The sequence below is a fragment of the Comamonas sp. GW821-FHT11H03 genome, from assembly GCF_058807955.1.
Map to the genome: position 1 here is coordinate 214483 of NZ_JBXARF010000009.1, position 14979 is coordinate 229461.

At 64.9% G+C, this 14979-nt stretch carries 14 protein-coding genes; 9 read left to right on the plus strand and 5 right to left on the minus strand.

Going from position 1 to position 14979, the window contains the following annotated elements; all coding sequences use genetic code 11:
* The 8 genes from AC1RTQ_RS19680 (at position 1) to AC1RTQ_RS19715 (ending at position 7954) form a co-directional block, all read left to right on the plus strand.
* The gene (locus AC1RTQ_RS19680) at positions 1–1167 is read left to right on the plus strand and encodes an acyl-CoA dehydrogenase family protein (RefSeq protein WP_409811729.1); all 1167 of its coding nucleotides are present in this window, start codon (positions 1–3) and stop codon (positions 1165–1167) included.
* 174 nt (positions 1168–1341) lie between these two features.
* A complete protein-coding gene (locus AC1RTQ_RS19685; protein WP_492878201.1) occupies positions 1342–2535 on the plus strand; it encodes a CaiB/BaiF CoA transferase family protein in 1194 nt (397 codons plus the stop codon).
* 34 nt (positions 2536–2569) lie between these two features.
* Positions 2570–3934 carry an MmgE/PrpD family protein gene (locus AC1RTQ_RS19690; protein WP_492878203.1) on the plus strand — a complete coding sequence of 455 codons (1365 nt, stop codon included), beginning with the start codon at positions 2570–2572 and terminating at the stop codon, positions 3932–3934.
* 91 nt (positions 3935–4025) lie between these two features.
* Positions 4026–5033 carry a tripartite tricarboxylate transporter substrate-binding protein gene (locus AC1RTQ_RS19695; RefSeq protein ID WP_492878205.1) on the plus strand — a complete coding sequence of 336 codons (1008 nt, stop codon included), beginning with the start codon at positions 4026–4028 and terminating at the stop codon, positions 5031–5033.
* A 22-nt stretch (positions 5034–5055) separates the two neighbouring features.
* Complete coding sequence (locus tag AC1RTQ_RS19700; protein WP_492878206.1) at positions 5056–5928, plus strand: HpcH/HpaI aldolase/citrate lyase family protein; 873 nt, start codon at positions 5056–5058, stop codon at positions 5926–5928.
* 70 nt (positions 5929–5998) lie between these two features.
* Positions 5999–6856 carry an SDR family NAD(P)-dependent oxidoreductase gene (locus AC1RTQ_RS19705; protein ID WP_492878207.1) on the plus strand — a complete coding sequence of 286 codons (858 nt, stop codon included), beginning with the start codon at positions 5999–6001 and terminating at the stop codon, positions 6854–6856.
* Positions 6857–6938: 82 nt separating this feature from the next.
* Positions 6939–7367: a DUF4878 domain-containing protein gene (locus AC1RTQ_RS19710; RefSeq protein ID WP_492878208.1), complete on the plus strand. Its 429-nt coding sequence runs from the start codon at positions 6939–6941 to the stop codon at positions 7365–7367.
* A gap of 68 nt (positions 7368–7435) precedes the next feature.
* Complete coding sequence (locus AC1RTQ_RS19715) at positions 7436–7954, plus strand: YiiX/YebB-like N1pC/P60 family cysteine hydrolase (RefSeq protein WP_492878209.1); 519 nt, start codon at positions 7436–7438, stop codon at positions 7952–7954.
* A gap of 10 nt (positions 7955–7964) precedes the next feature.
* Here AC1RTQ_RS19715 and AC1RTQ_RS19720 read toward each other — a convergent pair whose 3' ends face one another.
* The 4 genes from AC1RTQ_RS19720 to AC1RTQ_RS19735 form a co-directional block, all read right to left on the minus strand.
* Complete coding sequence (locus AC1RTQ_RS19720; protein ID WP_492878210.1) at positions 7965–8735, minus strand: ABC transporter ATP-binding protein; 771 nt, start codon at positions 8733–8735, stop codon at positions 7965–7967.
* Positions 8732–9493, minus strand: a complete 762-nt coding sequence (locus tag AC1RTQ_RS19725; RefSeq protein ID WP_492878212.1) for an ABC transporter ATP-binding protein — start codon at positions 9491–9493, stop codon at positions 8732–8734. Before AC1RTQ_RS19725 ends, AC1RTQ_RS19720 begins: the two co-directional genes overlap by 4 nt.
* Entirely contained in the window at positions 9490–11397 is a 1908-nt protein-coding gene (locus tag AC1RTQ_RS19730) for an ABC transporter permease (protein WP_492878214.1), read from the minus strand. The genes AC1RTQ_RS19725 and AC1RTQ_RS19730 overlap by 4 nt, the downstream gene beginning before the upstream one ends.
* Before the next feature lie 94 nt (positions 11398–11491).
* On the minus strand, positions 11492–12694 hold the full coding sequence (locus AC1RTQ_RS19735; protein WP_492878216.1) for an ABC transporter substrate-binding protein: 1203 nt from the start codon (positions 12692–12694) through the stop codon (positions 11492–11494).
* A 398-nt stretch (positions 12695–13092) separates the two neighbouring features.
* On the opposite strand from AC1RTQ_RS19735, the gene AC1RTQ_RS19740 reads away from it, so the two are divergent.
* The gene (locus AC1RTQ_RS19740) at positions 13093–13866 is read left to right on the plus strand and encodes a ferredoxin--NADP reductase (protein ID WP_003059561.1); all 774 of its coding nucleotides are present in this window, start codon (positions 13093–13095) and stop codon (positions 13864–13866) included.
* A 105-nt stretch (positions 13867–13971) separates the two neighbouring features.
* On the opposite strand, the gene AC1RTQ_RS19745 is transcribed toward AC1RTQ_RS19740, so the two are convergent.
* Positions 13972–14952 carry a YihY/virulence factor BrkB family protein gene (locus AC1RTQ_RS19745; protein WP_492878219.1) on the minus strand — a complete coding sequence of 327 codons (981 nt, stop codon included), beginning with the start codon at positions 14950–14952 and terminating at the stop codon, positions 13972–13974.
* Positions 14953–14979: the final 27 nt, after the last annotated feature.

Below are 14979 nucleotides of genomic sequence, written 5' to 3' on the forward strand. Positions count from 1 at the left end.
ATGATTGAACACACCAGCTCCAATAACCACCACGAAATCCGCGACGCCATCCGTGCGCTGTGCGCCGAGTTTCCCGACGAGTATTTCCGCAAGATCGACGAGCAGCGCACCTACCCCGAAGCCTTCGTCAACGCGCTCACGCAGGCAGGCTGGCTGGCCGCGCTGATTCCGCAGGAGTACGGCGGCAGCGGCCTGGGCCTGACCGAGGCCAGCGTCATCATGGAGGAGATCAACCGCTGCGGCGGCAACTCGGGGGCCTGCCACGGCCAGATGTACAACATGGGCACGCTGCTGCGCCATGGCTCGCAGGCGCAGAAGGAGAAATACCTGCCGCGCATCGCCTCGGGCGAATGGCGGCTGCAGTCCATGGGGGTCACGGAGCCCACCACGGGCACGGACACCACCAAGATCAAGACCAGCGCCGTGAAGAAGGACGGGCGCTATGTGATCAATGGCCAGAAGGTCTGGATCAGCCGCATCCAGCACAGCGACTTCATGATCCTGCTGGCGCGCACCACGCCGCTGGCCGAGGTGAAGAAAAAGAGCGAGGGCATGTCTATCTTCATGGTGGACCTGGCCGAGGCCCAGAAGAGCGGCCTGACCGTGCGTCCCATCCCCAACATGGTCAACCACGAGACCAACGAGCTGTTCTTCGAGAACCTGGAAATCCCCGAGGAGAACCTGATCGGCGAGGAAGGCAAGGGCTTCAAGTACATCCTCGACGGCCTGAACGCCGAGCGCACGCTGATTGCGGCCGAGTGCATAGGCGACGGCTACTGGTTCCTGGACCGTGTGACGAATTACGTAAAGGACCGCCAGGTGTTCGGCCGTCCCATCGGCCAGAACCAGGGCGTGCAGTTCCCGATCGCCGATGCCTTCATCGAGGTCGAGGCCGCCAATCTGATGCGCTGGAAGGCCTGCGAACTGTTCGACGCGAACCAGGCCATGGGCGCCCAGGCCAATATGGCCAAGTACCTGGCGGCCAAGGCCAGCTGGGAGGCGGCCAATGCCTGCATCCAGTTCCACGGAGGCTTCGGCTTTGCCTGCGAGTACGACGTGGAGCGCAAGTTCCGCGAGACCCGCCTTTATCAGGTGGCGCCGATCTCCACCAATCTGATCTATTCCTATGTGGCCGAGCACATCCTCGGGCTGCCCCGTTCGTTTTGACATGGGCAGCCCCCTGAGCGGCTGCGCCGCTTCCCCCTTCTCTCGAATTGCTGAGCAATTCGGGCAGGGGGACGACGCCAGCGCGGCGGGGCGGCCCTTGCGCGGCGTCTGCTGGCCTGCTTCGCGCCGGTTGCACGCGCCGCTCACCAAGCCAATCCATGGAATGACCGATTCATGACCAATACCATCCGCCCTCTCGACGGCATCACCGTCGTCTCGCTGGAACATGCGGTGGCCGCACCGTTTTGCACGCGCCAGCTCGCCGATCTGGGCGCGCGCGTGATCAAGGTGGAGCGCCCCGGTGCGGGCGACTTTGCGCGCGGCTATGACCAGCGTGTGAGCGGCCAGTCCTCGCACTTCACCTGGATCAACCGCAGCAAGCAAAGCCTGGCGCTCAATCTCAAGCGGCCCGACGCACTGGAGGCGCTGATGCAGCTGCTCGAAGGCGTCGATGTGCTGGTGCAGAACCTGGCTCCGGGCGCGGCCGCGCGCATGGGACTGTCCTGGGAGGTGCTGAAGGCCCACAACCCCCAACTCATCGTCTGCGACATCAGCGGCTACGGCGCAGACGGCCCCTACCGAGACAAGAAGGCCTACGACCTGCTGATCCAGAGCGAGGCGGGGTTTCTCTCGGTCACGGGTACGCCCGAAGTGCCGTCCAAGGCGGGCATCTCGGTGGCCGATATCGCGGCCGGCATGTATGCGTACACCAACATCCTGTCGGCCCTGCTGCTGCGCGGGCGCACGGGCGAGGGCAGCCACATCGACGTGTCCATGCTGGAGGCGCTGGGCGAGTGGATGGGTTACCCCATGTACTACGCCTGGGACGGCGCGCCGCCGCCGCCGCGCACCGGCGCCTCGCACGCCAGCATCTATCCCTACGGGCCGTTCGAGACTGGTGACGGTGGCACGGTGATGCTGGGCCTGCAAAACGAACGCGAATGGAAGCTCTTTTGCGAGCAGGTGCTGCTGCAGCCCGCGCTGGCCGTGGATGCGCGCTTTGATAGCAATGCGCGGCGCAATGCACACCGCGAGGAACTGCGTGCGCTGATCCTGGGCGTGTTCAACGCGCTGGATGCCGCCCAGGTGGTGCAGCGGCTGGATGCGGCCGGCATTGCCAATGCGCGCGTCAACGACATGGCCGGCCTGTGGGCCCATCCCCAACTGGCCGCACGCCAGCGCTGGTGCAGCGTGGACAGTCCGGCCGGGCCGGTTCAGGCGCTGCTGCCGCCCGGCGTCAACAGTGCCTTTGACTACCGCATGGAGGCGGTGCCCGCCGTCGGCGAACACAGCGAGGCCATCCTGGCCGAGCTGGGCTGGTCGGCCGAGCGCATCCGTGCTCTGTATGCCGAAGAAGCAACCCTGTGAGAACTGTGCGCAGTGTATGCGCGGGAGTGATTTCATGAAGAACGAGACCCAAGTGAGCATTCATCCGCTGGCCCGGTTCGCGGCCACGCTGTGCTGGGAGGACATTCCGCAGGAGGTGCAGCGGCGCGCCGAAGATCTTTGGGTGGACTGGTTCGGTTCGGTGATGGCGGGCCAGGGTGCGCGCCCCGTGCAGAGCATCACGCGCTTTGCGCTGTCCCAGGGACCGGCGCAGGGGCCCTGCGAGATCCTGGGCCGTGCCGACACCACCTCGCCCATGATGGCGGCCCTGGCCAATGCAGCGGCCTCGCATGTGGCAGAGCAGGACGATGTGCACAACGGCTCGGTCTTCCATCCCGCTGCCGTGGTCTTCGCGCCCGCGCTGGCCGTGGCCCAGAGCATTGGTGCCAGCGGCGTCGAGCTCATGGCCGCCTGTGTGGCCGGCTATGAGGTCGGCATCCGCGTGGGTGAGTTTCTGGGCCGCAGCCACTACCGCATCTTCCACACCACGGCCACGGCAGGCACGCTGGCGGCAGCCGCCGCCGTGGGCCGGCTGCTGGGCCTCACGCCCGCGCAGATGCAGCATGCCTTTGGCTCGGCCGGCACGCAGTCGGCAGGGCTGTGGGAGTTTCTGCGCACAGGCGCCGACAGCAAGCAACTGCACACCGCGCATGCCGCTGCTGCGGGCCTGATGTCGGCCTACCTGGCCCGGGACGGCTTCACGGGCGCGCAGGACATCTTCACGGGGCCGCAGGGCCTGGCGGCAGGCATGTCCACGGACGCCGATCCCACGCGCCTCACGGACGGCATCGGCACGCGCTGGGCCACAGCCGAGACCTCGTTCAAATGGCATGCCTCCTGCCGTCACACCCATCCTGCGGCCGATGCGCTGCTGCAGGTCATGCAGGACCACGGCCTCGCGCCGGCCGATCTGGTGCAGGTCACCTGCCATGTGCACCAGGGCGCCATCGATGTGCTGGGCCCCGTGGTCAGGCCCAGCACCGTGCACCAGAGCAAGTTCTCCATGGGCACGGTGCTGGCGCTGGCGGCGCGTCACGGCCATGCGGGGCTGACGGAGTTCGATCGCGACTATCTGGCACAGGAAACCGTGGAGCTGCGCGACAAGGTGAGCATGGAGCTTGATGCCGAGGTCGACGCGGCCTATCCCCGGCGCTGGATAGGCAAGGTCAGCGTGCAGACCACGGATGGCCGTTTGCTCAAGGGCCGTGTCGACGAACCCAAGGGTGACCCCGGCAACACGCTGTCGCGCGAGGAGATCACGGCCAAGGCGCTGCGCCTGATCGCCTATGGCGGAGCCCTGCAGGACGACCCCGCGCAGGCTGCTGTCGCGCGGCTGTGGCAGATCGCGCACTGGCCGCGCGTGCAGCGCCTGCTTGACTGAGTTTTCGCGCCGGCCCCGGCCGGCGGACCCACGGGAAAGGTGCCGTCACAGAGCGCCTCCCGCTTCCACCCAAGTGCACAGGAGACAAACCATGCAAAGCACAAACCCTTTCCGCCGCCGCCTTGTTCAGGCAGCGGCCGCCGCCTGCGCCCTTGCCGCCGGAGGGACGACCACCGGAGCTCTGGCCGCGGCCTGGCCCGAGAAGCCCGTCGTCCTCGTCGTACCCTACAGCGCTGGCGGCCCCACCGATGTGGTGGCGCGCCTGCTGGCCATTCCCATGGGCCAGGTGCTGGGCCAGAGCGTGCTGGTGGAAAACACCGTGGGCGCGGGCGGCACCATTGCGCCCAACCGCGTGGCCAAGGCCAAGGCCGACGGCTACACCATCCTCATCCACCACATGGGCATGGCCACGGCGCCCGCGCTGTACAAGAAGCTGCCCTATGACCCGCTCAAGGACTTCGAGTACATCGGCCAGGTGCTGGACGTGCCCATGACGCTGCTGTCGCGCAAGGACTTTCCGGCCAACAACTTTGCCGAGCTGCTGGACTACGTGAAGAAGAACCAGGAGAAGGTCTCGCTGGCCAATGCCGGCATTGGCGCCGTCTCCCAGTTGTGCGGCATGCTGTTCATGCACCAGGCGGGCGTCAAGCTCACCACCGTGCCCTACAAGGGCGCAGGCCCGGCCATGAACGACCTCATGGGCGGACAGGTCGACCTGCTGTGCGACCAGACCACGCAGACCGTGCCCGTGATCAAGGACGGTCTGCGCGCCAAGGTCTTCGGCGTGACCACGCCTCAGCGTCTGTCGTCCCTGCCCAACATTCCCACGCTGGACGAGCAGGGCCTCAAGGGCTTCGACGTCAAGGTCTGGCACGGCATGTATGCGCCCAAGGGCACGCCCAAGGAGGTGGTCATGGCCATCAACAAGGCGCTGAACGTGGCCATCAAGGACGAGAACGTCAAAAAGCGCATCGCCGAGCTCAGCTCCGACCTGGTTTCGCCTGAGAAGGCCACGCCCGAAGGCCTGCGCACCCACCTGCAGGCCGAGGTCGCGCGCTGGGACAAGGTCATCAAGGCGGCCGGCGTCTCGGCCGAATAAGCAATCCCGCAAGGACATACGCATGCACGATCTGGCGCGACAGGCCACTTCCTTTCTCTTCGTCCCCGCCACGCGGCCCGAGCGCCTTGGCAAGGCCCTGGACAGCGGTGCCGACATGGTCATCGCCGACTGGGAGGACGCCGTGGCCCCGGCCGACAAGGAGGGCGCGCGCCAGGCGCTGGCCCAGGCCGTGGAAGCGCTGGAAGGCCCGGCACGCGCACGCCTGCTGGTGCGCATCAACGCCGAGGGCACGCCCTGGCATGTGGATGACCTGCGCGCGCTGGCGCAACTGGTGGAGCAGGGCGTGGCCGGTGCCATGGTCTCCAAGGCCGAGCGTGCCCAGACCCTGCATGCAGTGGCACAGGCTGCGGGGGCGCAGGCGGCCTTGCTGCCCCTGATCGAGAGCGTAGCCGGACTGGACGTGGCCGATGCCCTGGCCGCCGCGCCCCAGGTGGTGCGGCTGGCCTTCGGCCATCTGGACTTCCAGGTCGATGCAGGCATGGCCTGCGGCCAGGACGAAGAGGAGCTGCTGCCCATGCGCATGGCCCTGGTCCTGGCCTCGCGCCGCGCCGGCCTTGGCGCGGCCGTGGACGGCGTGACGGTGGACACGCGCAACCACGAGCGGCTGGCCCGGGACGCGGCACGCGCGCGGCGCATGGGCTTTGGCGGCAAGCTGTGCATCCATCCGGCCCAGGTGCAGCCGCTGCATGCCGTTTTCGACCCCGACCCCGCCGCCGTGGCCCACGCGCAGCGCCTGCGTCAGGCAATGGCCGAGGCCGGCGGCGGTGTCTGCGTTCTGGACGGCCGCATGGTGGATGCGCCCGTGCTCCATCTGGCGCAGCAGACACTGGCCCGCCACGCCTGGGCCCAGCAGCGCATGCAGCGCAACACCTAGTCTTATCGGACGTTGCCGGGCTCCGCCGTCTGGTTCAGATTCAGGCTGCTTCATGAAACAGGGGAACGGCATGAACCAGGCTTTGGTATGTGTGGTGACGGGGGCCAGCCGTGGCGTGGGCCGGGGTGTGGCGCTGGCGCTGGGTGCGTCGGGGGCAACCGTCTATGTGACGGGGCGCAGCGTGAAGGAGGGCGACTCGCCGCTGCCCGGCACCGTGGGCAGGACGGCTGCCGATGTGACGGCTGCCGGCGGCAAAGGCATTGCTGTGGCCTGTGACCATGGCGATGATGCCCAGGTGGCGGCACTGTTCGAGCGCGTGCGCCGCGAGCATGGCCGGCTCGACATTCTGGTTAACTGTGCGATTGCGATTCCCGATCCCCTGACCGTGCCTGGCCCGTTCTGGCAAAAGCCGCTGGAGATGACCGGGCTGCTCGATGTGGGTCTGCGCTCCACCTACGTGGCCAGCCATTGCGCGGCCGGCCTGCTGATCGTGGCGCGCGGCCTGGTGGTCAATATCTCGTCAGCCGGCAGCCGCTGCTACATGCATGGGCCGGCGTATGGCGCGGGAAAGGCCGGCTCGGACAAGATGAGCTTCGACATGGCCCACGATTTCAAGCCTGCCGGCGTAAGCGTGGTTTCGCTCTGGCCCGGCCTGGTCAGGACCGAACGCTCCGAACGCGTCTGCGCGGCCGAACCCGACAAGTACGGCGACAGCTTCGACAGCGCCGAAACGCCGCAATTCATAGGCCGGGTGGTGCTGGCCTTGCATGCCGATGCCGACTGCCTGGAGCAGCGCTCCGGGGGCGTGTTCTATACGGCCGAACTGGCCAGCCAGTATGGCGTGCAGGACATCGATGGCGCGCAGCCGCCGTCGCCGCGCGCCTACTTCGGCGCGCCACCGGAGTTCAGCCCGGTGGTGGTCGAATAAGCCGGTGCACTGACAGCACGCAGGAGCAGGGCCGCCGTGGCGACTACACTGCGGCCTTCCTTGTTTTTGCATTGCCCGGTCCGTGTCTGCTTCTGTCTCCTTTTCCCGCCGTTGCTGTCTGCATCTTTCCTTCTCGCTGCCTCTGGCTCTGGGCCTGTCGGCCTGTGCCACGATCACCCCCGAACAAAGTCAGGATGCGCTGATCCAGCGCTTTTACGCGCTGGTTGCGGCCGGTGATTTCGACGCCTGCATTGCCCTGGTCTCGGCACGCAATATTTCCAGTGAGCAGCTGGCGAGTTTTGAGTACAAGCTGCGCCGCCTGCTGGCAGGTGCCAAGGGAATGATCGACTCCAAGGGCGGCCTGGCCAAGGTGGAAGTGGTGGAAAGAAAAATGTCCGAGGAGGAGCAGGTCATCAAGCTCAGGGTGCTGGTCAGCTATCGCGATGGCAGCACCCGCCGCGAGCGCATCAATCTGGTCCAGGAAGAAGGTGTCTGGAAAGTGCGGCTGTGATGCTTGCGCGGCTGGCAACGGCCGCTGGTATCGCAGTGTGGGCCTGCTGTGAGGGCCTGGCTTTTGCCATGCCGCCGTTGCCGCCGCAGGCTGCGCCTGGCGATCTGATCTTTCGCCGGGGTACGGAGAACGTCAGCCAACTGGTGCAAGCCGTGGACGGTGGTGACTTCAGCCATGTGGGCATGTTGGTCGGACGGCCCGGCCAGTGGCAGGTGCTGCATGCCACGCCCTCCGAACGTGAGGGTCAGCCCGATGCCGTGGTGCTGGATTCGCTGGACTTCTTTCTGGACGTTCGGCGCGCCCACGCCTATCGCCTGTACCAGGTCACGGCAGACCCCGGGGCGCGTGAGCGGGCCGTGGCCTGGGCCATGGCCCAGCAGGGCCAGCCGTTTCAGCTGCGGGGATCGGGCCAGGGCATCTACTGCACCACCCTGGTCTGGCGGGCCTGGTTGCAAAGCGGTGCGGATCTCGAGGTGGTATTTACCGAGGTGGAACTGCCGATTCTGGGCGGCCGTTATCTGCTGCCGAGCAGCCTGTCGCGCTCCAGCCGGCTGCGCGCGCTGACGCCCTTGCTGCCGACGCGCTGAACCTTGGCTGTCAAACGCCCAGATATTGCTGGCGCACGGCCTTGTCGCCAGCCAGCTCGGCCATGCTGGCTGCGTGCACGATCTGGCCTTTTTCCAGCACATAGGCCCGGTCGGCCACGACCTCGGCAAACGGCAGGTTCTGCTCGCTGAGCAAGATGCCAATGCCCTGTGCCTTCAGCTCCAGAATCGTGCGCGCCATCTGCTCGACGATCAGTGGAGCAACCCCCTCGGAGGGCTCGTCCAGCAGCACCAGGCAGGGCTGGCCCATCAGCGTGCGGGCCACGCTCAGCATCTGTTGCTCGCCACCGCTCATGCGTCCGCCAAGTCGCTCGGGCATCTCGCCCAGGTTGGGGAAAAGCGCAAACAGTTTTTCGGGCGTCCAGTGCGGCACGGCCTGGCCATCGGGCCAGCGGCGTGGCTTTTGCTTGCCGACCTCCAGGTTTTCCAGCACCGTCAGTTCGGTGAAGATGCGGCGGTCCTCGGGCACATAGCCCAGGCCGCGCTGTGCGATCTGGTGCGAGGCTTTTTTCTCTATCGCCTCTCCCATGAAGCGAATACTGCCCTCGCGGCGCGGCACCAGGGCGGCAATGCTCTTGAGCGTGGTGGACTTGCCGGCGCCATTGCGCCCCATCAGTGCCACGACCTCGCCGCGTCCCACGGCCAGCGATACCTCATGCAGGATATGGGCTGCGCCATACCAGGCATTGAGGTTCTGGACTTCAAGCAATTTTGGGCTCTTGCCCTTATCCATCAAGAGCTGGTTGCTATGCATTTGATTCATTGCTGTTTTTCAAGAACGAGGCCGGTGCCGAGGTAGGCCTGCTGCACGCGCGCGTCGTCGCGAATGGCTTGCGGCGTACCTTCGGCCAGCAACTGGCCGCGCACCAGCACGGCCACACGGTCGGCCTGTCCGAAAACCACATCCATGCTGTGCTCGGTAAACAGCACGCCCATGCGGCGCTGCTGCGCAAGCTGGCGCGTCAGCTGCATCAGGGCCACACGCTCGCCTGGGGCCATGCCGGCCGTGGGTTCGTCCATGAGCAGCAGCAGCGGCTCATGTGCCAGCGCCATGGCCAGCTCCACTCGTTTCACATCGCCATAGGCCAGTGCGCTGCAGGGGCGATCGGCCTGGGCCTGCATGCCCACCTGCTCCAGCAGGGCCAGGGCGTCGGCACGGCGGTGGCTGGCGGCACGCGGCCACCAGCTGAAGATTTTGCGATCGGCCGACAGCAGCGCCATCTGCACGTTTTCCGTCACGCTGAGCGAGGCAAAAGTCTGTGCAATCTGGAAAGTGCGTCCCACGCCCTTGCGCCAGATGGCGCGCGGCGGCAGGCCGGTGATGGCCTGGCCGTTCAGCAGCACCTGGCCGCTGTCGGGCGGTAACTGGCCACCGACCATGTTGAAGGTAGTGCTCTTGCCCGCACCGTTGGGGCCGATCAAGGCCAGCAGCTCGCCGGCCTGCAGGCTGAACGAGACGTTCTGCACGGCCTGCACACCGCCGAAGGCCTTGCTGATGTTCTTTACTTGCAGCAGGCTCATGTGCGGCCTCCCGCTGCTTGCTTAGGAGTGAGCCTGGCCCACAGCATCTGCGCGTAACCGGCAATGCCCTGGGGGGCCAGCAGCACCAGAATCAGCATGGTCGCTCCCATCAACGCGCGCCAGTATTCCGTGTTGCGTGCCACGGTGTCGTGCAGCCAGGTGAAGGCTGCCGCGCCGACCAGAGGGCCGGCCAGCGTCTGCACGCCGCCCAGCAGCACCATGACCAGCGCATCGACCGATTTGGTGACCGACATCGCGTCGGGCGCAACGCCGCCCTTGCTGAAGGCTAACAGCGCCCCGGCCAGGCCGGCGAACAGCCCGGCGATCACGAACGCCGTCCACTGCACGCGGCGCACATCGATACCGATGGCATCGGCACGCAGCGCCGAGTCGCGCGAGGCGCGCAGCGCATAACCCAGAGGAGAAAACAGCAGACGGCGCAGCAGGTATATGCCCAGCGCGCAGAGGCCCAGAGCCAGCCAGTAGAACGCCGCGCCCTGCGATGCCCATTCAGGGGGCCAGACGCCAGTCAGGCCGTTGCTGCCGCCTGTGAAGTCATCCCATTGAAAGACGATGGCCCAGCTGATCTGCGCAAACGCCAGCGTCAGCATGGTCAGATAGACACCCGACAGTCGGACGCAGAACCAGCCATAGAGAAGGGCGCCCGCAGCGGCGGCCAGAGGACCGAGCAGCAGCGCGGCTTCCATGGGCAGGTCCAGCGTACGCACCAGCAGGGCCGCGCCGTAGGCACCGAGGCCAAAGTAGGCCGCATGACCGAAGGAGTGCATGCCACCGGGTCCGAGGATGAAATGCAGGCTGGCGGCAAACAAGGAGGCGATAAAGATGTCGGTCAGCAGCACGGAGGCGTAGCTGCCGGACTCTCCGGCGACCAGCGGAAACAGCACCAGCATGGCCAGCAAGGCCGCCCATGCCGAAGATGCACCTCTGCCCGCAGCGCGCAGCGGCTGTTCGGGCTCGCCAGCGCTGCGTGCCAGCGCCTGGGGCTTGCCCAGCAGGCCCCAGGGGCGCCAGACCAGCACCACGGCCATGACCAGGAACTCCACCACCAGCGTGAGCTTGGAGAACGAGATCTCCAAGCCCGCAATCTCCTGCACGCCCAGCCAGATGCAAACGGCCTTGAGCTCGGCCACCAGCAGTGCCGCAACAAAGGCGCCGGGTATGCTGCCCATGCCGCCGGCGACGACCACCACAAACGCGGCGCCAATGGTCAGCATGTCCATTTCCAGGCTGGCGGGCTCGCGCGGCAGCTGCAGCGCACCGCCCAGACCTGCCAGCAGCGTGCCCAGGGCAAACACGGCGGTGAACAGCCAGGCCTGGTTGACGCCCAAAGCGCCCACCATTTCACGGTCCTGTGTGGCCGCGCGCACCAGCGTGCCGAAGCGGGTTTTGGTCAATAAAAGCGTCAGGCCCCAAAGCACGCATGGGCCGACAGCGATCAAAAACAGATCGTAAGTGGGGAACTGGCGGCCCAGAATTTCGACCGAGCCTTCCAGCCCCGCCGCGCGCGGGCCGAACAGTTCTTCGGGGCCCCACAGCCACAGCGTCGCATCCTTGATGACCAGCACCAGCGCAAACGTGGCCAGCAGCTGGAACAGCTCGGGTGCCTTGTAGATGCGGCGCAGCAGCAGCATCTCCGTCAGCGCACCCAGCAGGCCGCAGGCCAGCGGCGCGAGCAGCAAGGCAGGCCAGAAGCCGATATGGGGCGAAAGCAGATCCACGCTGCTGTACGCCATGAAGGCGCCCAGCATATAGAACGAGCCATGGGCAAAGTTGATGGTGCGCGTGACGCCAAAGATCAGCGACAGCCCGACGGAGACCAGGAATAACGACGATGCGCTGGCCAGACCGTTGAGCAACTGGGCCAGCAGGCCGGATGCACTCATGCTGCGTAGCTCCTGAAGCTCGACATAGTGTTTGCGGAGATGAAAAAGCCACCTGCGGCAGTGCAGGTGGCCTGGTATTTTCGCTGAAGCGAAATCAGTTCGCTGTCGCTGGGCGCAGCTTCTTCACTTCCTCGTCCGTGGGCTGATAGTTCTTGCCGTCGGCGTAGTGGTAGTTGACCAGCACACCGCGCCCCAGCTTCTCGTCATAGGCGGTCTTGCCGATATAGGCCCCCATGGTGGACTGGTTGTCCTGGGCGCGGTAGGTGATGGGGCCGAAAGGCGTAGCGACTTCCAGGTCCTTGAAGGCCGCAATCAGTTTCTCGGTGTCGGGGTCGCCCTTGGTCTTGCGCAGGCCCGCAGCAATCGACTGGATGGCGTTGTAGCCCACGATGGTGCCCAGGCGTGGGTAGTCCTTGAACCTGGCCTGATAGGCCTTGAGGAAGGCTGCATGTTCGGGGGTGGTGATGGAATACCAGGGGTAGCCGGTCACGGTCCAGCCGATAGGCGCTTCCTTCTTGAGCGGGTCCAGGTATTCGGGCTCGGCCGTCAGCAGGCCCACGACTTCGCGGCCCTTGAACAGGCCGCGTGTATTGCCTTCGCGCACGAACTTGCCCAGGTCGGTGGCGAACAGCACGTTGAAGATGGCATCGGGCTTGGCGTCAGCGAGCGCCTGCACGACGGAGCCGGCATCGATCTTGCCCAGCGCAGGTGCCTGCTCGGCCACAAACTCGATATCGGGCTGTCTGGCCTTCATCAGCGTCTTGAAGGTGGCAATCGCAGACTGACCGTATTCGTAGTTGGGGTAGACGATGGCCCATCGCTTCTTCTTGAGCTTGAGCGCTTCCTCCACCAGCATGGCGGTCTGCATATAGGTGGAGCCGCGCAGACGGTAGGTGTAGTGATTGCCGTCGGCCCAGACGATCTTGTCGGTCAGGGGTTCGGAGGCGAGGAAAAAGCGCTTTTTCTGCTTGGCGTAATCGGTCAGTGCCAGGCCCACATGCGAGAGAAAACTGCCCGTGAGCACATCGATTTTTTCGCGCGTGTAGAGCTCTTCGGCGGCACGCACGGCATCGCCCGGCGTGGCGTTGTCGTCGCGCACGATGAGCTGCAGCTTCTTGCCGGCAATGCCGCCTGCGGCATTGACCTGCTCCACCGCCAGTTCCATGCCCTTCTTGTAGGGCTCCAGAAACGCGGGTTGAGCCTTGTAGCTGTTGATTTCGCCAATCTTGATCACGCCCTGTGCCCAGGCGGGCAAGGCGGCCAGTGTCAGCAGGGGCAGGGACCAGCGCAGCTGCATTGTCATTCTCCTCGGTGCTAGGTGGGCGACCATGGTCTGAGGTACTGGGTCGCCACAACCACTAATGCTCAATTTGAGCATTTATATAGACAAATAAAGCGCTTGTTCAAAGCGCGTGGGAAATGATCCTAGAGCAGCGTTTTCCCTGCGTCAAGATGGGTGAGACAGTTTTTCGGCGATCGGGCGGTATCTGAGCGCTTCATTCTGCTTATCACTATTCGATCTCAAGACATTCGTGTGTGATTCACCCGTTTCTGTGCAATTGCCGGACAATATAGGTCTTGTCCCGCTTGGCAACCGGCAGCCAACGCGCTAGCAGCCCTGACCTGCAGTGCCCCGCCACCGCCCAGCATTTGCCGCGCAGGTTTTCTGCTTCGAGTTTTTATTTCAGACGAATCATGAGTGCTTTTCTTGAAGAACGCGTGCTGTCCGTCCACCACTGGACCGACCGTCTTTTCTCCTTCACCACCACCCGCGACACATCGCTGCGCTTTTCCAACGGCCACTTCACCATGATCGGCCTGAAGGTGGATGGCAAGAACCTGCTGCGCGCCTACTCCATCGCCAGCCCCAACTACGAAGAGCATCTGGAGTTCCTGTCCATCAAGGTACCCGAAGGCCCTCTGACCTCCAAGCTGCAGAACATCCAGGTGGGTGACACCATCATCGTGGGCAAGAAGCCCACAGGCACGCTGCTGATCGACTATCTGCTGCCCGGCAAGAATCTGTATCTGATCGGCACGGGCACCGGCCTGGCTCCCTGGCTGGCCGTGGCGCGCGACCCCGAGACCTATGAGCGTTTCGACAACGTGGTCGTGGTGCATGGCGTGCGTCAGGTGCAGGAGCTGGCCTATCAGGAGCTGTTCGAGAAGGAATTGCCCGAGCATGAATTCCTCGGCGATATCGTCAAGGGCAAGCTGCATTACTACCCCACGGTGACGCGCGAGCCCTTCCGCAATCAGGGCCGTATCTCGGCACAGATCAACAACGGCACCTTCCCGCAGAATCTGGGTCTGCCCGATCTGAATCCCGAGACTGATCGCGTCATGCTGTGCGGCAGCCCCGCCATGCTGTCCGAACTCAAGGAACTGCTGGAAAAGCGCGGTTTCAAGGAAGGCAATACCACCACGCCAGGCGACTTCGTCATCGAACGCGCATTTGTGGAAAAGTAATTCCACCTTGCCCCGAGCAAAAGGCCTGCATCAGCAGGCCTTTTTACATTGTCGACATGACGCAGATGGTTGCGAGCGCAGGTATGGCAGTCGATCTCGGCCGCTTCATATGTTCTCCCCTGCATTTTCGGGAAGACACTGCACATCCATAGGTGTGGCGTTCGACGGCTTGCGCGAGACAAACGGGATGCCCAGCTGGACCTTGGACTTGCTGCAGGCCTTGGCCGTGGCGGCCGAGAACAGCAGGATGGCCGAGGTGAAATAAAACCACATCAGCACCACCACCAGCGAGCCGGCTGCGCCATAGGCCGAGACCACGGCGGCGGTGGACAGGTACCAGGCCAGGGCCTGTTTTCCGATGGTGAACAGGGCTGCTCCCGTCAGCGAGCCCAGCAGCAGGTATTTGGTGACGGGTTTGATGCCGCTACCCATGCGCATCAGACCCCAGAACAGCAGCACCGCAATGCCAAAGGACAGGCCCTCGTTGATCAGCCCCATCAGCGGGCCCAGCGGCACAAGCTGCAGCTCGTCATTGGCCCATTTGGTGATCATCTGGATGGCGGTTGAAAGCACCATGGACACCAGCAGCAAAAAGCCCAGGCCCACGACATAGCTCAAACCCCAGAGACGGGAGATGGCCATGCTCCACCAGGGCTTGTTTTCCTGCGGGCGAGACTCTTCGCCCATGGACCAGAGCTTGTCCAGCGAAGCCTGCAGCTCCACAAACACGCCCGTGGCGCCCGAGAGCATCATCACCAGACCGAGCACGGACGCGAGCGAGCCCTGATTGGCATTCTGGGCGCTGGCCAGAGCGCTCTTGACGACCTGTGCCGCGCGTTCCCCGACCACGCTCTGTATCTGGCTGATCAAGGTGCTTTCCACATAGCTGCGATCCAGCCACCAGCCCAGCAGCCCCACGACGGCCAGCAACAGCGGAGCCAGGCTCAGCATGCCGTAAAACGACATGGCGGCACTCATGCGCAGACCGTCGGCCTGCAGCCAGAGTTGTACGGAGTCGATCAGCGGTTGCAGGGGGTGGGCGAGGCGTCGCAGCTTGTGCTGCCAGCCGGAGGTATCAAAAGCCATGTGTCGAATTCTGGTTGCTGAACCATG